The sequence below is a fragment of the Pseudomonas sp. B12(2026) genome (assembly GCF_057767015.1).
Genome location: NZ_CM173430.1, coordinates 3,910,333 through 3,929,640 on the forward strand (window position 1 = coordinate 3,910,333; position 19,308 = coordinate 3,929,640).

The window sequence follows — 19,308 nt, forward strand, 5'->3', positions numbered from 1 at the left end:
CCTCATTGGTGGTAGATGGCCAGGTTGCTGAAGGTGGCGCGGCCGCCCTCGCTCGCCGGCCCGCGATTGTCCTGCAGGTAAAGCCCGGCCTTGAAGTACAGCCCCTGGTAGGCCCACTGCGGGTCCAGTTGCTGGGTCAGCTGGCCGTCCTTGACCTGGATGCTCAGCACGCCGCCGCTCGATACGCCCAGCCGGTAGCTGAACGCCTCGCCCAGCGGGATGCCCTCGTACACGGTGTAAGTGCGGGTGGTGCTGTCGTCGGGCCGCCCGCGCACCAGCGCCAGCACGCGGCCCAGGTTCAGGCGCTGCTGGTAGACCAGCTTGACCAGCGGCAGCGCTTCGGCGCTGTTGCTGCCGTTGCTGTGGATCTGCCCGATCACCATGCGCCGGCTGGACGGCACCGCGTCGACCCGCAGGGTGGCCACCAGCAGGTTGTCGGCCCTGGTGTAGCGCCAGGAGTGCAGCGCGCCGTTGGGCAGGGTCTCGCGCAGTTCGGTGCGCGGGTACTCGCTGCCGTTGGTGTGCGCGCCGTTGACCGGCACCCAGAACTCCACGCCGTTGGCGCTGCGCTGGAAGTAGGGACTCTGGTAGTCGCGCCTCAGCTTCGCGGTGGAGATGGTCGCGGCCGGGCCGCGCTGCGGGATGGTCAGGTTCCAGGTACTGAGGTCAAGCATCAGCCAATCGCTTTGCGGAGTCGTGGGAGTGGCGCCAAGGGTAGTCGAGGCCGTCTTACATTTCATCCATCGCCGCGGACTTGAGCGGTTGCGGCGGCATTGGCCGGGCACTTGCCGCAGAAGCGGCTATCTTCTGATGGGTCGCCTTCGGCCACCGCCACGGAGAGTCCCCATGCGCCTGCTCACCGCCCTGTTGCTGTTCGCCTTCACCGCCAGCGCCGGCGCTGCGATCAAGACCCAGGAAATCCCCTACCAGTCCGCCGACGGCACGAAGATGATCGGCTACTTCGCCTACGACGACGCCAAGGCCGGCATCCGCCCCGGGGTGCTGGTGGTGCACGAGTGGTGGGGGCTGAACGACTACGCCAAGCGCCGCGCCCGCGACCTCGCCGCGCTGGGCTACAGCGCGCTGGCCATCGACATGTACGGCGGCGGCAAGCACACCGAGCACCCCGAGGACGCCAAGGCCTTCATGAGCGAGGCGCTGAAGAACGCCGACGCCGCCAAGGCGCGCTTCCAGGCCGCCCTCGACCTGCTGAAGAAGCAGCCGCAGACCGACCCCAGCCGGATCGCCGCGATCGGCTACTGCTTCGGCGGCAAGGTGGTGCTGGACATGGCCCGCGCCGGCCTGCCGCTGGCCGGCGTGGCCAGCTTCCACGGCGTGCTGGCCACCGCCACCCCGGCGCAACCGGGCATCAAGCCGAAGATACTGGTCGAGCACGGCGGCGCCGACACCCTGGTGCCGGCCGACAGCGTCGTCGCCTTCAAGGCCGAGATGGACAACGCCAAGGCGGACTACAAGCTGGTCATCCAGCCCAACGCCAAGCACGGCTTCACCAACCCCGACGCCAGCATGCACAAGGGCCACGGCCTGGACATCGGCTACGACAAGGCCGCCGACCAGTCGTCCTGGGCGGACCTGCAGGCGTTCCTCAAGGAAATCTTCGCCGAGAAGTCCTGAGCCTTTTCACGCGCGCAAAAAAAACGGGAGCCCCTGGGGGCTCCCGCACTCAATCAAGTGTAAAGGCCGGGCCCGCCTTGGCGGTGCGCCGACAACAACCTCACCTGCGTCCCCAGAGGGAACGCGTCGCGCAGTGTGGCAAAGCTGCGACGGCGAATCCGTAAGCCTTTGGTGAAGGTTTGCAAAGGAATGTAAGCGCCGCGTGACTGGTGGGCCACGTTGTGGCGCGGCAGAATAGCCCGATGACCACCCTTCCCGCCTTCTGCACCCCGCTCAGCACCGACTGGCCGTTGCCCACGCCGCTGGCCGGCTGCCTGGTGCGCAGCACCCATTTCGATCGCCAGCGCCTGCAGCCCGACGACTTCCAGCGGAGCCAGGTGCCGGCCCCGGCGAACATCCGGCGCGCCGTCGCCAAGCGCCAGGCCGAATACCTCGCCGGCCGCCTCTGCGCCCGCGCGGCGCTGCAGGCCAGCGGCGCCGGCGCCGTGGTGCCCGGCACCGACGAGGAACGCGCGCCGGTCTGGCCGGCCGGCTTCTGCGGCTCGATCACCCACGGCGACGGCTGGGCGGCGGCCGTGGTCGGCCGCGCCAGCGACTGGCGCGGCCTCGGGCTGGACGTGGAAAGCCGCCTCGACAGCGACCGCGCGCAACACCTGGCCGGGGAAATCCTCACCCCGGACGAACTGGCGCGGCTCGATCCCGCGCAGGCGGCGCTGCAGGTCACCCTCACCTTCTCGCTCAAGGAAAGCCTGTTCAAGGCGCTCTTCCCGCTGGTGCGCCAGCGCTTCTACTTCCAGCACGCCGAGCTGATCCACTGGTCGGCCGGCGGCCACGCGCGCCTGCGGCTGCTCACCGACCTGTCGGCGGAATGGCATCGCGGCAGGGAAATCGACGGGCAGTTCGGTCTGAACGGGACCCGGCTGCTCAGTCTGGTGGCGATTCCGGTCCTGTAAGACCGGCGCCTGGGGTAGGCAACAAAAAGCATCGCGGAGAAGCTCCGCTCCTACGAAGGGCGGGGGCAGCGCGGGGCGGGTCAGGCCAGCAGCGCCACCGACTTGATCTGCGCCCACACCGCCTGCCCGGCATGCAGGCCGAGATGGTCGTGGGAGTAGCGGGTGATCCGCGCCAGCAGCGGCGTGCCGGCGATGTCCAGCTTCACCAGCAGGTGCGCGGGATTGTCGGTCGGGGCGATTTCCACCACGGTCGCCGGCAGCACGTTGAGAATGCTGCTGTGCGCCGCCGGCTCCAGGCTCAGGCTGACGTCCCGCGCCTGCACCTTGATGCGCAGCGCCCGGCCCTGCTCCATCGGCGGGTGGGCCAGGCGGATGCTCTGCCGGCTGTGCGGCAGGCCGACGGTGAGCAGGCTGTAGCCGGCATCGTGGGACAGCACCTGGCCGTCGATCACCACGCCGGCGTCCTCCAGGTGCGAAATCGGCAGGTCGGTGCGCGCCAGGGTGTCCATCACCGGGCCGCTGGCGATGGCCCGGCCCTGTTCGAGCAGCACCAGATGGTCGGCCAGCCGCGCCACTTCGTCCGGCGAGTGGCTGACGTAGAGGACCGGGATATCCAGCTCGTCGTGCAGGCGCTCCAGGTACGGCAGGATTTCCGCCTTGCGCTTGAGGTCCAGCGCCGCCAGCGGCTCGTCCATCAGCAGCAGGCGCGGGCTGGTCAGCAGCGCGCGGGCCATGCCGACGCGCTGCCGCTCGCCGCCGGACAGGTGCCGCGGCATGCGCTCCAGCAGGTGGCCGATGCCCAGCAGCTCGCTGGCCTGCTCCAGCGCCACCCGGTGCTGGTCGCGCGGCACGCGCTGCATGCCATAGGCGAGGTTGCGCCGCACCGACAGGTGCTCGAACAGGTTGGCGTCCTGGAACACATAGCCCAGCGCGCGCTTGTGCGGCGGCAGGAAGAGGCCGGTGGCGCTGTCCTGCCAGACCTCGCCGTTCACCACCAGGCGGCCGAGCGGCGCGCGTTCCAGGCCGGCGATGCAGCGCAGGCAGGTGGTCTTGCCCGAGCCGGAGTGGCCGAACAGCGCGCTGACGCCGCGTCCGGGCAGTTGCAGGTCCACGTCCAGGCTGAAATCCGGGTAGGCGATCTGGAAACGTGCCTCGATGGTTTTCCTCATCCCCACCTCAGGCCCAGGCCGAACGGCTGCGGCGGCTCGCGTAGAGCGCCAGCAGGACGAGGAAGGAGAACGCCAGCATGCCGCCGGCCAGCCAGTGCGCCTGGGCGTACTCCATGGCCTCGACGTGGTCGTAGATCTGCACCGACACCACGCGGGTCCTGCCCGGGATGTTGCCGCCGATCATCAGCACCACGCCGAACTCGCCGACCGTGTGGGCGAAGCCGAGGATGCTGGCGGTGATGAAGCCCGGCCGCGCCAGCGGCAGGACCACCGAGAAGAAGGTATCCAGGGGGCTCGCCCGCAGGGTCGCGGCGGCCTCCAGCGGTTTGTCGCCGATCGCCTCGAAGGCGTTCTGCAACGGCTGCACCACGAAGGGCAGCGAGTAGAACACCGAGCCCACCACCAGCCCGGCGAAGGTGAACGGCAGCCGCCCCAGCCCCAGGCTCTCGGTGAGCTGGCCGATGAAGCCGCCGGGCCCCAGGACGAGCAGCAGGTAGAAGCCGATCACCGTCGGCGGCAGCACCAGCGGCAGCGCCACCACCGCCCCCAGCGGGCCCTTCAGCCAGGAGCGGGTGCGCGCCAGCCACCAGGCGACGGGCGTGCCGACCAGCAGGAGAATCACCGTGCTCAGGCCCGCCAGCTCAAGGGTGAGCCGGATGGTCTGGAAATCCTCCTGGGTCAGGGGCATCGCCTGTTCCTTAGCCTGTGGCGCGTCAGATTTCGTAGCCGTAGGAGCGGATCACCGCGGCGGCCTTCGGGCCCTTCAGGTACTCGACCAGCGCCTTGGCGGCGGCGCTGTCCCTGCCCTTGTTGAGGATCACCGCGTCCTGGCGGATCGGGTCGTGCAGGTTGCCCGGAACGATCCAGGCGGAACCGCCGGTCACCTTGCCATCCTTGTAGACCTGCGACAACGCCACGAAGCCCAGTTCGGCGTTGCCGGTGGAAACGAACTGGAAGGCCTGGGTGATGTTCTGGCCTTCGACGAGCTTGCCGGCGAGCTTGCCGGTGAGGCCCATCCTGTCCAGCACCTGGGTCGCGGCCAGGCCGTAGGGCGCGGCTTTCGGGTTGGCGATGGACAGGTGCCTGAAGCCGTCGGTCTTCAGCACCTCGCCCTTGGCGTCGACGTAGCCGTCCTTCGCCGACCACAGCGCCAGGGTGCCGATGGCGTAGGTGAAGCGCGAACCGGGGACGATTTCCTTCTCCGCTTCCAGCCTCTTCGGCGTGGCGTCGTCGGCGGCGAGGAACACCTCGAAGGGTGCGCCGTTCCTGATCTGGGTATAGAACTGCCCGGTGGCGCCGTAGGCGGCGACCAGCTTGTGCCCGGTGTCCTTCTCGAAGTCCCTGGCGATCGCCTGGATCGGCGCGGTGAAGTTGGCGGCGACGGCCACCTGCACTTCATCGGCCAGGGCCGAGTGCAAAGCGAAGCAGCAAGCGACCAGCAGGGAAACGCGAGCGAAGCGGTGTTTCATCGTGAAACTCCAGTGGGGTGTCGTTATCGGGGCTTCGGAACCGGCGAGCCTGCCTCGGCAAGCCATCGCTATAACTCAAATTACATAACGATAGCGAAAAAGCGGCAATACCCCTCATGGAATAACGCAAGCGAAAGGGATAACGCGGCGCCGCGCCGGGGACTCACTCGGCCTTGGGGGCCTGCCGGCGCGGCCAGGCCAGGGTGAAGCACGCCCCGCCGAGGCTTTCGCTGCGCGCGATCAGCGCGCGGCCGCCGTGCCAGTGGATGATCCGCCGCACGATGGAAAGCCCCAGCCCGTGCCCGCCGGTGACCCGCGTGCGGCTGTCGTCGGCGCGGAAGAACGGCTGGAACAGGCGCGGCCAGTGCGACTCCGGCACCCCCGGGCCATCGTCCTCGACGTCCACCTGGCAGCGGTCCACGCTGACCCGGTAGCTGACCCGCACGCGGCCCTCGGCATAGCGCAGGGCGTTGGTCAGCAGGTTCTGCAGGGCGCGGTGCAGGTAGCGCGGCTCGGCCTCCACCCAGCTGCCCTGGTCGAACGGCACCAGCGGCCCCGGCTCGACGGTGACGCTGATCTCCCGCCGCAGCGGGGCGATCTCCGCCACCACCTGCTCCACCAGCGCGGCCAGCTCCAGGCGCTGGTAGGTCAGCGCCGGCGAGCCCTGCTCCAGGCGCGCGTAGATGAGCATCTCGTCCACCAGCTGGTCGAGGTCCTGGATATCGCCGTCCATGCCGTCCATGTACTTGCGCCGCGACGCCTCGGTCTCCGCCGACTCGATCATCTCCAGGCCGAAGCGCAGGCGCGCCACCGGCGTGCGCAACTCGTGGGACACCGCGCGCACCAGCTCGCGCTGCACCGTCAGCAGCAGCTGCAACTGCTCCGCCATGTGGTTGAAGGCCCCCGCCAGGCGCCCCACCGAGTCGGCGCCGCCCGCCTCCACGCGGGTATCCAGGCTGCCGCGGGCGATGCGCGTGGCCGCCGACTCCAGGCTGCGCAGGCGCTGTTCGAGGCCGCTGATCAGCAGGTACAGGGTCAGGCCGATCAGGCTCAGCGCGACGATCACGATGATCGACAGCAGCTGCGGCGGATAGGGATTCATCTGGTAGATCGGCCCCAGCTCCAGCACCCAGGGCGTGTCGAGGATGCCGGCCAGCACGCGGATCGAGTCGCCGTCCTTGCCCAGCGCCAGCACCGTGTCGCCCTCCTCCACGCGGCGGCTCTGGTCGTCGTCGAGGTCCACCTCCTTCAGGCGCAGCAGGTGCACGTCGAAGCCGAAGCGCTTGTCGCGGACGATGCGCGCCAGGTGGTAGGGCTGCTCGCTGGCGGGGTAGCGCTTGAGCTCGTCCATCAGCAGGTAGATGGTGGCGCGCGCCAGCTGCTCGCTGACCTGCTCCACCTCGCCGGCGAGGATCAGCCCCTCCGCCGCGCTGACCTGGGTGAGCACCCGCACCCGGTGCGGCGCGCCGGCCTCCACCAGCACCTGATCGTTCATCAGCCGCGCCCGGCTGCGCCCTTCCACGCCCAGCCCGTCCAGGGCGGCCAGCTTCAGCGGAATGCCCAGCAGGCGGCTCCACTGGGTCAGCGCGCGCTTGCGGTCCACCTCGCCCATGGGCAGCAGCTCATCGGCCATCAGGCGGAAGGTGCCGCGCGCCAGGTCTTCCCGGTAACGCTCGCCGCGCACCTCGTTGACCAGGTGCAGGGCCAGCACGCCGAGGGCGGCCACCAGCACCAGGGTCAGCAACATGCCGCCGTAGATGCGCAGGAAGATGGATTTCATCGGGCCCCGGCCTCAAAGCTCCCCGACGAACAGGTAACCCTTGCTGCGCACCGTCTTGATCAGGCGCGGGTGCATCGGGTCGTCGCCGATCTTCGGGCGGATGCGCGAGATGCGCACGTCGATGGAACGGTCCTGGCCGTCGTACTCGATGCCGCGCAGGGCGTTGAAGATTTCCTCGCGGGAGAGGATGCGCCCGGCGTTCGACGCCAGCAGCCAGAGCAGGTCGAACTCGGCGCTGGTCAGCTCGATGGTCTGCTCGTCCAGCCAGGCCTCGCGCATGGCGTTGTCGATCACCAGCTTGCCGAAGGCCAGGCGCTTGCCGCCGGCGGCCGCCGGCGCGGTTTCGGCCGGTTCGCTGCGCCGCAGCAGCGCACGGATGCGCGCCAGCAGCAGGCGCGGGCGCACCGGCTTGCACACATAGTCGTCGGCGCCCATCTCCAGGCCCTGCACCTGGTCCATGTCGTCGGTGCGCGCGGTGAGCATCAGGATCGGGCCGTCGTAGTCCGGGCGCAGGCGCTTGCAGATCGACAGGCCATCCTCGCCGGGCAGCATCAGGTCGAGCACCACCAGGTCCGGGCGCTCGGCCAGCACCCGCGCCACCGCCGCCGCGCCGTTGGATTCGATGGCGACCGCCAGGCCGTTGCTCTCCAGGTAGTCCTGGGTCAGCTCGGCCAGTCGCTGGTCGTCCTCGACGATGAGAATGCGCGCTTCTTGTTCCACCTTGCCTCCTGATCCATGGCGGGCACTACCCACTACTAAAGACGAAAGCCCGCGAAAGCGGCCGGCATTGTAGCCAGATTGCCCGGCCGGCCGCACGCCGCCAGCGCGGCCGGGGAGCGCGCGAAGGGGCCGAGGGGCGCCGAGGTAAAAACACTACATATTGTGGTACTGTTCGGCGCCGCGGCACGCCGGTCCGGCGAGTGAAAAATCTGCCGGAACCACGACGAGCGGCAAAACGCAGTCAGGCTGCGGCCTCCCGCGAGTTACCCCGCTTCACCCACATTTCACTCACATTTTATCCACAGCTTTTCCAGAACCCCTCGCCTTGCAAACACCCCATTAGCGCATTATCTTGTATCTCCGTTGCGGTATACCCCTACATCTTGGGGTTACCACAGTGGACCGGATACTAGAAGAATGTCGAAGTCGCGAGCCTGTTCCACGGCTCCTCCGGTTCAACCACAACGTATTCCAGCCGTACTGATGGGCCGAGCGGACCACCCCGCAAGGAGCGATTCATGTCGATGGAAATGCGGTACGGGTGTTGCAACCTAACGTTCAACACCACTAGGTATTGTGGTCCCGGCCCGTAAAGCCGGCACCCGATTTGGGCCAGGGAGGCGCTTCGGGTCCGAATCCCCCTGCTCCAGTGAATTTCCAGCTTGCGGTCCTGCCGCGGGCTTTCGCTCTTTTCGCTCTTTATTTCGGGACGGGCGCCCCGAGGCGCTACGCAACACACCAATTACGAGAACGTGGAGACCCCCACCCATGCAAACCGACACCACTCGCGAGAACCCGCAGGCCGCAGCGCCGCAGGCAGCCGAATCCGCCCAGGATCTGGCCGCCACCGCGCCGGGCCAGCTGCGCGTGATCAAGCGCAACGGCACCGTAGTTCCCTACACCGATGACAAGATCACCGTAGCCATCACCAAGGCGTTCCTCGCCGTGGAGGGCGGCACCGCTGCCGCCTCGTCGCGCATCCATGAAACCGTGCGCCGCCTGACCGAACAGGTCACCGCGACCTTCAAGCGCCGCATGCCTTCCGGTGGCACCATCCACATCGAAGAAATCCAGGACCAGGTCGAACTGTCCCTGATGCGCGCCGGCGAACAGAAAGTCGCCCGCGACTACGTGATCTACCGCGAAGCCCGCGCCAACGAGCGCAAGAACGCCGGCGTCGCCAGCGACATCGCCCAGCCGCACCCGAGCATCCGCATCACCAAGGCCGACGGCAGCACCCAGCCGCTGGACATGGGCCGCCTGCAGACCATCATCCGCGAAGCCTGCGAAGGCCTGGCCGAAGTCGATGGCGAGCTGATCGAACGCGAGACCCTGAAGAACCTGTACGACGGCGTCGCCGAGAAGGACGTCAACACCGCCCTGGTGATGACCGCCCGCACCCTGGTCGAGCGCGAGCCGAACTACTCCTACGTCACCGCCCGCCTGCTGATGGACACCCTGCGCGCCGAAGCCCTGGGCTTCCTGGGCGTCGCCGAGAGCGCCACTCACCACGAGATGGCCGACCTCTACGCGCAGGCATTGGCCGCCTACGTCGAGAAAGGTTCCGAGTTCGAGCTGATCGACAGCAAGCTCAAGGGCTACGACCTGGCCAAGCTGGGCGCCGCGATCAACCACGAGCGCGACCAGCAGTTCACCTACCTCGGCCTGCAGACCCTGTACGACCGCTACTTCATCCACAAGGACGGCATCCGTTTCGAACTGCCGCAGGTCTTCTTCATGCGCGTGGCCATGGGCCTGGCCATCGAAGAGAAGGACCGTGAAGCCCGTGCCATCGAGTTCTACAACCTGCTCTCGTCGTTCGACTACATGTCGTCGACCCCGACCCTGTTCAACGCCGGCACCCTGCGTCCGCAGCTCTCCAGCTGCTACCTGACCACCGTTCCGGACGACCTGTCGGGCATCTACAACGCCATCCACGACAACGCCATGCTGTCCAAATTCGCCGGCGGCCTGGGCAACGACTGGACCCCGGTGCGCGCGCTGGGCTCCTACATCAAGGGCACCAACGGCAAATCCCAGGGCGTGGTTCCGTTCCTCAAGGTGGTGAACGACACCGCCGTGGCCGTGAACCAGGGCGGCAAGCGCAAGGGCGCCGTCTGCGCGTACCTGGAAACCTGGCACCTGGACATCGAGGAATTCCTCGAACTGCGCAAGAACACCGGTGACGACCGTCGCCGCACCCACGACATGAACACCGCGAACTGGATTCCGGACCTGTTCATGAAGCGCGTCTTCGACGACGGCAAGTGGACCCTGTTCTCGCCGTCCGAAGTACCGGACCTGCACGACCTGACCGGCAAGGCCTTCGAAGAGCGCTACGAGTATTACGAAGCCCTGACCGAGTACAACAAGATCAAGGTGTTCAAGGTCGTCCAGGCCAAGGACCTGTGGCGCAAGATGCTCTCGATGCTGTTCGAGACCGGCCACCCGTGGCTGACCTTCAAGGACCCGTGCAACCTGCGCAGCCCGCAGCAGCACGTGGGCGTGGTGCACAGCTCGAACCTGTGCACCGAGATCACCCTGAACACCAACGCCGACGAGATCGCGGTGTGCAACCTGGGCTCGATCAACCTGGTCAACCACATCGTCGACGGCAAGCTGGACACCGCCAAGCTGGAGAAGACCGTCAAGACCGCGGTGCGCATGCTCGATAACGTCATCGACATCAACTACTACTCGGTCCCTCAGGCGCGCAACTCCAACCTCAAGCACCGTCCGGTCGGCCTGGGCATCATGGGCTTCCAGGACGCCCTGTACCTGCAGCACATCGCCTACGGCTCCGACGCGGCCATCGAGTTCGCCGACAAGTCCATGGAAGCGGTCAGCTACTTCGCCATCCAGGCCTCCTGTGACCTGGCCGACGAGCGTGGCGCCTACGAGACCTTCGCCGGCTCCCTGTGGTCCAAGGGCATCCTGCCGCTGGACTCGCAGCAGATCCTCATCGAAGCCCGCGGCCAGAAGTACATCGACGTCGACCTGAGCGAGTCCCTGGACTGGGCGCCGGTCCGTGCCCGCGTACAGAAAGGCATCCGCAACTCGAACATCATGGCCATCGCGCCGACCGCGACCATCGCCAACATCACCGGCGTATCGCAGTCCATCGAGCCGACCTACCAGAACCTGTACGTGAAATCGAACCTCTCCGGCGAGTTCACCGTGATCAACCCCTACCTGGTACACGACCTCAAGGCCCGTGGCCTGTGGGACCCGGTCATGGTCAACGACCTGAAGTACTACGACGGCTCCGTGCAGCAGATCGAGCGCATCCCGCAGGACCTCAAGGACCTGTACGCCACCGCGTTCGAAGTCGAGACCAAGTGGATCGTCGACGCCGCCAGCCGCCGCCAGAAGTGGATCGACCAGGCCCAGTCGCTGAACCTCTACATCGCCGGCGCCTCGGGCAAGAAGCTCGACGTGACCTACCGCATGGCCTGGTACCGTGGCCTGAAGACCACCTACTACCTCCGTGCCCTGGCCGCCACCAGCACCGAGAAGTCCACCATCAACACCGGCAAGCTCAATGCCGTGTCGGCCGGTGGCGACGAAGGCCTGCAGGCCGCTCCCGCTCCGGCCGCCGCGCCGCAGCCGGCTCCGGTGCCCAAGGCCTGCAGCATCGACAACCCCGACTGCGAAGCCTGCCAGTAATGGTGTATGCGCGGCGCTGAGCGGCGCCCGCGTCGTTGCCCGGTTGGCCGGCCCCCATCACGTACAGTCGTACGCTCAGGGGCTCCAGCCAACCGGGCGCCTAGCGGTCACTCGCTCAGCGTCACGCCGATAGATGGCAAATGCAGTCCCCTCTCCTTCCGGGAGAGGACCGGGGAAAGGGGCTTTCGAAAGCCCTCCCCAAGAATCCAGAGCTTTCGCGTGCACCATCACGCAACCAGACATCAGGCCGCCACAGAACGGCCGTCCAGAACAGGAGAGGACCCATGCTGAGCTGGGACGAATTCGACAAAGAAGACGCCACCGAAACCAAGGCCGCCCCGGCTGTCGCCCAGGCCGCCGCGCAGAGCGCTGACAAGCTCGACTCCGAAGCCGCCGGCTCCGTGGAAGACGCCCGCGCCGTTTCGGCCGCCGACTCCGATGCCATCGCCCGCGCCAAGCAGGCCCTCGATGCCCTCGACATCCAGGAAGGCCTGGACGACCTGGAAGGCGCCGCCGCCCGCGTACAGGTCGGCGACAAGCAGATGATCAACGCCCGCGCCGACCTCAACCAGCTCGTACCCTTCAAGTACGACTGGGCCTGGCAGAAGTATCTGGATGGTTGCGCCAACCACTGGATGCCGCAGGAAGTGAACATGAACGCCGACATTGCCCTGTGGAAGAGCAAGGACGGCCTCAGCGAAGACGAGCGCCGCATCGTCATGCGCAACCTCGGCTTCTTCTCCACCGCCGACTCCCTGGTCGCCAACAACCTGGTGCTGGCCGTCTACCGCCTGATCACCAACCCCGAATGCCGCCAGTACATCCTGCGCCAGGCCTTCGAAGAAGCGATCCACACCCACGCCTACCAGTACTGCATCGAGTCGCTGGGCATGGACGAGGGCGAAATCTTCAACATGTACCACGAGATCCCGAGCGTCGCGAAGAAGGCGTCCTGGGGCCTCAAGTACACCCGCTCGATCTCCGATCCGAAGTTCAACACCGGCACCCCGGAGACCGACCGCCAGTTCCTGCGCAACCTGATCGCCTACTACTGCGTGCTCGAAGGCATCTTCTTCTACTGCGGCTTCACCCAGATCCTCTCCATGGGCCGCCGCAACAAGATGACCGGCACCGCCGAGCAGTTCCAGTACATCCTGCGCGACGAATCCATGCACCTGAACTTCGGCATCGACGTGATCAACCAGATCAAGATCGAAAACCCGCACCTGTGGGATGCCCAGATGAAGGACGAGGCCACCCAGATGATCCTCCAGGGCACCCAGCTGGAGATCGAATACGCTCGCGACACCATGCCGCGCGGCGTACTGGGCATGAACGCGGCGATGATGGAGGACTACCTCAAGTTCATCGCCAACCGCCGCCTGACCCAGATCGGCCTCAAGGAGGAATACCCGGGCACCAGCAACCCGTTCCCGTGGATGAGCGAAATCATGGACCTGAAGAAAGAGAAGAACTTCTTCGAGACCCGCGTGATCGAGTACCAGACCGGCGGCGCGCTGAGCTGGGACTGACGGAAGTAGTCGTCATTTTTCACTAAGAATTGGAATTTATTCACTTCAAAGTGGAATAAACGCACCAAATGAGTGCGGAGTGTAACAAGCAAGAACCTTGGAGCCGTTAAGGATGGCGGTGAAGAGGAGCAGTCGAAAGGGCCGGAGTGCTGCTATGCACACCGGCCTTTTTTTGATGATGCCCGCCAAACGCAAGCGTCCGCCACACACCGAAAAATCTAAGCGGGCGTGGCCTATGTGTATAAAGCCACTCCCGGCACATCGCAGACAGGCTGCGTACGAGACTGAACGCTAGACTCAGACTGCCGCAGGAAAGGAGTCACCAGATGGATGCCAAGAACCTCGAAGTTCGCCGGCATGGCGCGCGGGGCCGTGTTTCGCCGCCTGGATCGCTGGGGGCACCTGAACAACAAGGCGCTGCACCCCGGCAGCCTGATCAGCCTGCTACGCCAGATATTGTTGCGCGCCGGTGTCCCGGCTGAGCTGTACACCAGTCATTCGCTGAGCCGCGGCTTCGCCACCTGGGCCACGGCCAATGGCTGGGATCTCAAAGCGCTGATGACCTACGTGGGCTGGAAGGACATTAAATCAGCGATGCGCTACACCGACCCGGCGATCTCCTTCGGTAGCCTCGCGGCGAGGCCAGCATTGGAATCCTCTGTGGGCACTTCGACGCATTTGCTCGCTCACATCGACAGGTGACAGGAGTGAAGGCACAGGGATAACTGATCGATCTGATTCCGGGGGGCGATGCTATGGCGCCTGGCAACAACCAGTTCGGGACGGATACCGAGGCAGAAGCATGCGGTATTTCTTGTGCGTAGCGGTCAGCTGATGGCCTCGATCTACCCCAGATGGCTACTTGCCATTTGTGCAGCCTCGTCCTTTAATCGGGTGCCCAGGCAAAGGAGACTGCTATGTCATTGCTGGACGAGATCATCGCGTGGACTGGTGGACTTAGGCCCTGGCAACAAGAGGCACTGCGCCGGATTTTTACGCGGCCCGAACTCGCCCAAGATGACATCGAAACCATCCTGCAAATGGTTCGCGAGCAAGAACGGGAAAATGCGACCACAGGGGCCACCAAACCATTCACATTGGATGACGTTCCGGGGGCCTGCAGTGGCGCCACCGTGCGACTGACCGGTGTCTCCGGGCTGGATCAGGTCAACGGTTTCCCTTCTGGTCGAGCATTTGACCTCGTGCCGGAGGGCATGACCATCTTTTTTGGTCACAACGGGGCCGGCAAATCCGGCTATGCCCGCGTCTTCAAGAACGCCTGCAAAGCCCGACATCGAGTGGAGGTGCTGCCCAACGCCTTTGGGGCCGCAACTCCACCTCGGCCTCCATCTGCTGAATTCTCCATCCTGGTGGATGGCACGCCGGAAACTGCGCGTTGGGTTCAGAGCGGGCCAGCCCATCCACATTTGAGCGCGGTATCGGTATACGACGTAGCCTGTGCCAACGACTATATCGATGCGGAAGGCACCCCGGCATTTCAGCCATACGGACTGATCCACCTGACGCGCCTGGTCCTGCTGCAGCGCGACTTGCAGACCCGGATTGGAGCTGAGCGCAATGCGTTGGTTCTGGATTCCCAGCAGTTCGAGCCGCTGAAGGGTAATACCGAAGTCGGCCGTTACATCGCCAGCCTGGGGGCAGACTCGGATCGCGCAGTACTGGTTCGATTGGGAACGCTCACTGACGAGGAACTCCGAAGGCTTGAGTTTCTGAAGCGGACACTGCTGGAAACCGATCCTACTCCCCAAGCGCTGGCCTTGGAGCGCCTGGCGACCCGCCTGGACCAAGCGCAACGCCGTGCCGAGGCGGCACAACGATGGGTGGGTGACCGGGCCATTGCGAGGGCAAAGGAACTCATCACCGCGGAAAAAGCTGCACACCTCGCCATGCAACTAGCACAAGCGCGCCTCCAGGGGCGGGGGACACAGGACACCACGGAACCACCAACATTGGCTTCACACACCGCCACTCTGTTAGAGGGCACCGGCGATGTGCTTTGGCAAACGATGTACCGGGCCGCTGAAGCCTTCTCTCAGCGGGCAGCATATTCCGGACATTTATTCCCGCACCTGGAACTCGACGCACGCTGCGTGCTCTGCCAGCAACCCTACTCAGTCGATGCAGCGGAACGCATGCGGCGTTTTGCAGCTTTTATCTCGGATACTGCGACAGCAGATGCACAAACAGCCAACGATGCCCGTATGACCGCTCTGGGGAAAGTGAAGGCCGTTGACCTCAGCATCCTGGATGCGCCCACGCTGGCTGAAGTGGCGGAGCGGCTCCCCGATCTACACGCCACCATTACTACAGCGGCCTCGGTTTGGGCCGTCCGGCACACTTGGGTCAGTCAAACATTGGAAGCGGGAGACTGGTCTCCTGAATCAGAGCCACTTTCACCGGAAGCGAACCTAGACAGTGAGTTCGCCAGCAAGGCTGCTTCGCTGCGCGCTGACGCCAGTACCCTCCGGACCTCCACCGATCCTGCTGTGCGTTTAGCGCTGAGCCAAGAACTGGCAGACCTGGATGCGCGTCAGCGCCTTTCCGGCCAGCTCGGCGCGGTGGAGCGCTTCATTCAGGACAAGCAGACTCATGCTGTGTTAAGCCGCTGTCATGCAGCCCTAAATCCTGGAACGGTATCACGCAAGCTGACGGCTCTGGCCGCGACGTATGTAACCGAGGCATTGGCCGCCGCCATGAATGCCGAATTGAAAGCCTTGGGCTATAAACGCCGAGTGCAACCCGACCTGACCGGACGCACGGAGCTGGGGGTGACCAAGGTTACCCTACGCCTGCAGGAAATCACGGCGAAGGCTTCTAAAGTGCTTTCCGAGGGGGAACAGCGTGCTTTGGGGATGGCCATGTTCATCGCCGAACTCGAATCTCTGCCACATACCTCGACGGTCATTTTTGACGACCCCTCAACCTCTCTAGACCATGTTTATCGTCGGGCCATCGCTCGGCGTTTGGTTGCGCTAGCCGAGACCCGCCAGGTGTTGGTGTTCACACATGACGCGGTATTCCTGACCGAACTGGCCATGGCACTTCAGCGCGCTGATCGCCCGGCCAGTTACAAGACCATTGGTTGGGATGAGTCGCCAGGACTGGTAAGCGAAGGGCTAACATGGGCCACGATGGACACCAAAGCCCGCCTGGCTGATCTGCGTGATCGTGCGAAAGCGTTGAGCGCTCCGGAAGACAGCTACCCGGATGATGAACTTGAGCGGCAAATCGCTGCGGGCTACTCAAGCCTCAGAGGTACCGTCGAGCGCGCCATCCGGGAAGTTTTCCTGAACAATACGGTTCAACCGTTCAGCGACGTGGTGAGCGTCGAGGCCTTTGGCGCCGTCATCGGCCACCCTGCAGATGAGTGGGAGAAGATGCTGGCGGTTTATGCTCGGGCTTGTGAAGCCACTGAGGCCCATGACACCCCGGGTGAACGCCAACTGCCACTGCCCACGCGCGAGGAATTGCACAGCGACATCACTCTGATCTTGGAGCTAATCAACGAAGCGGCCAAGCGGCGAACCGCCTACGAAAACCTACGCAGGGAACGAACCGCACAACGCAAGAAGCTTTTCGGTGGCTAGTGAGTAATTGAAAAGGATTTTCAAATGACAAGAAAATCATATGTAAGTGAATCTGATTTAGCGGAGCGGATTTTTGAAGAAGAACATTTTCGAGATATAAGATTCGCTATCAGTTATTTTATCCCGCACTTTCGTGAGTACAATACGGAAACTTTCTTTCTAGCGTATTGGCCTGAAGTTGTAAAATCCAGATGGCTGTTAGATTTTGCAGCAAAACTTCCATTTGATGTAAGAGAGATCAAGGCCAGTAGGAAAAGCGTGGCAACTGCTAGAGCTTCTGGCATAACTAGCTTTGTGTGCATACCAGTTAATATCGAGTCAATGTACACGCACGCAAAGTCAACTCCAGTATTAAAAATAGTGCTATCCGACGAGCGAATGTATCTCCCCGTCAAAGACTTCCTCTCGAGCGAGTACGGGAATGGGTTCTTGCACATATCTACCGCAAAATCAGCGAGCAAGGAAGAAAGGGATTTTAGTCCAAGAAAAATAGGTAACTATGCCATAGCAAGAGCTCTTGCTCTTCTAGAAGACGGTAGAGTGCCGCAAGAGTTTTTTGAGGCAGTAAGTGAAGTGCTAGGGCCCAAGAAAAAGTCTTGGAAGCGATTAGCTTTCCCTGGCTATCGTCATGGGCTGACATATGCAAATGAATTGATAGCCGAAAGTTTATGCTTGGACATTGTCCGCGAGGGGAGACTCATGCCCAGCGGCAATGAAAACTACATCCCGGCGATACTACGTAGTAGTCGAGCGCTATGGGGGAGCAGATCGAGCCTGACAGATAACGCTTCTACTGAAAACCGTTTATGTATCAGTGTAGAGCCGATTCTATGGAGAATCTACAAGGTAGATTTAGATAAGCTATTCCCTGATGGCTCTCTAAAAAAAGAACTTGTCGCCGCCCTCAGAATCTATGTTAACTCAGCTGTAAAGTCTGAGAATTACATTAGAAGATTGGTTGGCTATCAATCAGAAGCGATAGCTGCCATAACCTCAGATTCTGTGGGGAAAACTTTTATTTCGCTACATCGGCAAGAGCTTGAGTTGTTCAATATCTCCTTGGGCATATTGGGCTTGTCTGATTTATTTCCGATCATCCGAATTGAGCCTAAAATAAATAAGATCAAAGGCGATTTAATCAATCTAGCCAATTGCGCCAGAGGGAATGGCTGTCATGCCAATTTTAAATTAAACAAGCTCGGAATGACACTTAAGGAGCGAATGCTCTTGTTGGTTGACAAGCGATTTTTGTCTTTTTTTAAAGAAAAGCTTCCCGAGTTTTCCGGGGTGTCTATAGTAACTGATTTACCACTTGAATGGCTTCCGCTGAGGGGGTTGCCATTGATGTTAAGATGTGACGTCAGCCGGATACCAGCAACTCCAGGCAATATAAACTTACTCCAAACCCTTAGAAGTCGACATAAGACAATAGCTCTCTCTGACTTTGATGAGATATTGATTGTTCGATCTTTCTCGGAAAGCGACAAAATCAAATACACTCTTGAAACCACTCTTCAGCATTGGACCAACATGCATGAGGAATATCCAAAATACAGGATTGTTGATATTGAGTCATCTGAAGAATTTGTTGCTATAATTAATAGCTTCAAAGGGGCGCTGATGATTTTTGATGGTCACGGCTCACTAAAAACAGATTCTGCTATGGGCTCAATTATAGTTGGGGGCGAGGAATTAAATGTTTGGGAGTTACAGAGCCAGATCAATATGCCTCCTATTGTATTGCTCAGTGCTTGCGATACTATTCCAGTAGATGGCGGACACGGAGCAACCGCTAGCGGTATGCTTGCACTAGGAGCTATGACAGTGCTTGGAACGCTTCTACCTGTGAACGCTGTTCAATCCGCCTCCTTCATTGCTCGACTTCTATTCCGCATGTCAATGCTGCTTCCAATGGTGGTAAAAAATGTAAGCTACATGCCTTGGCGAGGGCTCATGAGCGGAATGCTGCGAATGACTTTTTGCACAGAGCTAATCGAAAATTTAATTAATGAGGCAAAAATAATTAATATAATAGATCGCCCCGGCATTCAACTGATTGCAAATAATGCTATTAACTCTATGTCTGCTGACTGGTATGAACAGGTTGTTGCGGAGATTTGTAAAAGATCAGTCGCTGAGGAAAAGGAGACTGTAGAGCGGTGCAAGTTTTGGGGAAGCATGGTAGATACCTTGAAATATACTCAGCTTGGGCGGCCTGAAAATATAAAACTGAGATCGAAAAATATTCACGAAGCTGCCGATCTCCTCATGAACTCCTGAAGGAGGGCCTAGTATTCGCTGGTGAGGACTCGCCGATGACCAACCTAATGCTGTCGATGATGGGGGCCTTTGCTGAATTCGAGCGCACCCTGATCCGTGATCGGCAGCGCGAAGGTATTGTCCTGACGAAGCAACGCGGCGCGTATCGGGGCCGCAAGAAAGCCCTGTCCGACGAGCAAGCTGTTACCCTGCGGCAGCGGGTGAGGGCCGGCCAGTCCAAGGCGCAACTCGCCCGTGAATTCAACATCAGCCGGGAAACCCTCTATCAGTACCTCCGCACGGACGATTGATACATGCCGCGTCGCTTGATCCTCTCAGCCACGGGGCGGGATAGCCTGCTCGCGCTGCCGGAAAGCCAGGATGACCTGGTCCGTTACTACACCTTCAACGACTCCGATCTGTCGCTGATTCGCCAGCGGCGCGGCGACGCCAACCGCTCGCCAGGTACTGAGGTCAACTATGGCCCATGTCCTCGTCACGTGATGTCATCGTAGGT

13 protein-coding genes and 2 pseudogenes are annotated in these 19,308 nt (G+C 62.5%); 9 read left to right on the forward strand and 6 right to left on the reverse strand.

What is annotated here, in order from left to right; translation table 11 throughout:
- Positions 1–2 precede the first annotated feature (2 nt).
- Complete coding sequence (locus AC3B6A_RS18040) at positions 3–674, reverse strand: alginate lyase (RefSeq protein WP_488398566.1); 672 nt, start codon at positions 672–674, stop codon at positions 3–5.
- A gap of 172 nt (positions 675–846) precedes the next feature.
- Between AC3B6A_RS18040 and AC3B6A_RS18045 the strand changes: the two genes are divergently transcribed.
- Both AC3B6A_RS18045 and AC3B6A_RS18050 read left to right on the forward strand, forming a co-directional pair.
- Positions 847–1,635 carry a dienelactone hydrolase family protein gene (locus AC3B6A_RS18045; RefSeq protein WP_488398567.1) on the forward strand — a complete coding sequence of 263 codons (789 nt, stop codon included), beginning with the start codon at positions 847–849 and terminating at the stop codon, positions 1,633–1,635.
- A gap of 242 nt (positions 1,636–1,877) precedes the next feature.
- A complete protein-coding gene (locus AC3B6A_RS18050) occupies positions 1,878–2,588 on the forward strand; it encodes a 4'-phosphopantetheinyl transferase family protein (RefSeq protein WP_488398568.1) in 711 nt (236 codons plus the stop codon).
- 80 nt (positions 2,589–2,668) lie between these two features.
- On the opposite strand, the gene modC is transcribed toward AC3B6A_RS18050, so the two are convergent.
- The 5 genes from modC to AC3B6A_RS18075 form a co-directional block, all read right to left on the reverse strand.
- On the reverse strand, positions 2,669–3,757 hold the full coding sequence (gene modC, locus AC3B6A_RS18055; protein ID WP_488398569.1) for a molybdenum ABC transporter ATP-binding protein: 1,089 nt from the start codon (positions 3,755–3,757) through the stop codon (positions 2,669–2,671).
- A gap of 7 nt (positions 3,758–3,764) precedes the next feature.
- Positions 3,765–4,445, reverse strand: coding sequence for a molybdate ABC transporter permease subunit (modB, locus tag AC3B6A_RS18060; RefSeq protein ID WP_488398570.1), 681 nt, complete (start codon positions 4,443–4,445; stop codon positions 3,765–3,767).
- A 25-nt stretch (positions 4,446–4,470) separates the two neighbouring features.
- On the reverse strand, positions 4,471–5,226 hold the full coding sequence (gene modA / locus AC3B6A_RS18065; protein ID WP_488398571.1) for a molybdate ABC transporter substrate-binding protein: 756 nt from the start codon (positions 5,224–5,226) through the stop codon (positions 4,471–4,473).
- Between the two features lie 163 nt (positions 5,227–5,389).
- Positions 5,390–7,006 carry an ATP-binding protein gene (locus AC3B6A_RS18070; RefSeq protein WP_488398572.1) on the reverse strand — a complete coding sequence of 539 codons (1,617 nt, stop codon included), beginning with the start codon at positions 7,004–7,006 and terminating at the stop codon, positions 5,390–5,392.
- A 12-nt stretch (positions 7,007–7,018) separates the two neighbouring features.
- Positions 7,019–7,726 (reverse strand): response regulator, encoded by a 708-nt coding sequence (locus AC3B6A_RS18075; RefSeq protein WP_488398573.1) that lies wholly within the window; start codon positions 7,724–7,726, stop codon positions 7,019–7,021.
- A 768-nt stretch (positions 7,727–8,494) separates the two neighbouring features.
- Between AC3B6A_RS18075 and AC3B6A_RS18080 the strand changes: the two genes are divergently transcribed.
- The 7 genes and pseudogenes from AC3B6A_RS18080 to AC3B6A_RS18110 form a co-directional block, all read left to right on the forward strand.
- The gene (locus AC3B6A_RS18080) at positions 8,495–11,392 is read left to right on the forward strand and encodes a ribonucleoside-diphosphate reductase subunit alpha (protein ID WP_488398574.1); all 2,898 of its coding nucleotides are present in this window, start codon (positions 8,495–8,497) and stop codon (positions 11,390–11,392) included.
- A 284-nt stretch (positions 11,393–11,676) separates the two neighbouring features.
- On the forward strand, positions 11,677–12,924 hold the full coding sequence (locus AC3B6A_RS18085; protein ID WP_488398575.1) for a ribonucleotide-diphosphate reductase subunit beta: 1,248 nt from the start codon (positions 11,677–11,679) through the stop codon (positions 12,922–12,924).
- 330 nt (positions 12,925–13,254) lie between these two features.
- The gene (locus AC3B6A_RS18090) at positions 13,255–13,626 is read left to right on the forward strand and encodes a tyrosine-type recombinase/integrase (RefSeq protein ID WP_042929798.1); all 372 of its coding nucleotides are present in this window, start codon (positions 13,255–13,257) and stop codon (positions 13,624–13,626) included.
- Between the two features lie 215 nt (positions 13,627–13,841).
- Positions 13,842–16,532: an AAA family ATPase gene (locus AC3B6A_RS18095; protein WP_042929796.1), complete on the forward strand. Its 2,691-nt coding sequence runs from the start codon at positions 13,842–13,844 to the stop codon at positions 16,530–16,532.
- A gap of 24 nt (positions 16,533–16,556) precedes the next feature.
- On the forward strand, positions 16,557–18,812 hold the full coding sequence (locus AC3B6A_RS18100; protein ID WP_145923928.1) for a hypothetical protein: 2,256 nt from the start codon (positions 16,557–16,559) through the stop codon (positions 18,810–18,812).
- Positions 18,803–19,102, forward strand: a pseudogene (locus AC3B6A_RS18105) (helix-turn-helix domain-containing protein); the annotation flags it as partial. The gene AC3B6A_RS18100 and the pseudogene AC3B6A_RS18105, both read left to right, overlap by 10 nt.
- A gap of 3 nt (positions 19,103–19,105) precedes the next feature.
- Positions 19,106–19,249: pseudogene (locus AC3B6A_RS18110) on the forward strand (DUF4158 domain-containing protein); the annotation flags it as partial.
- Positions 19,250–19,308: the final 59 nt, after the last annotated feature.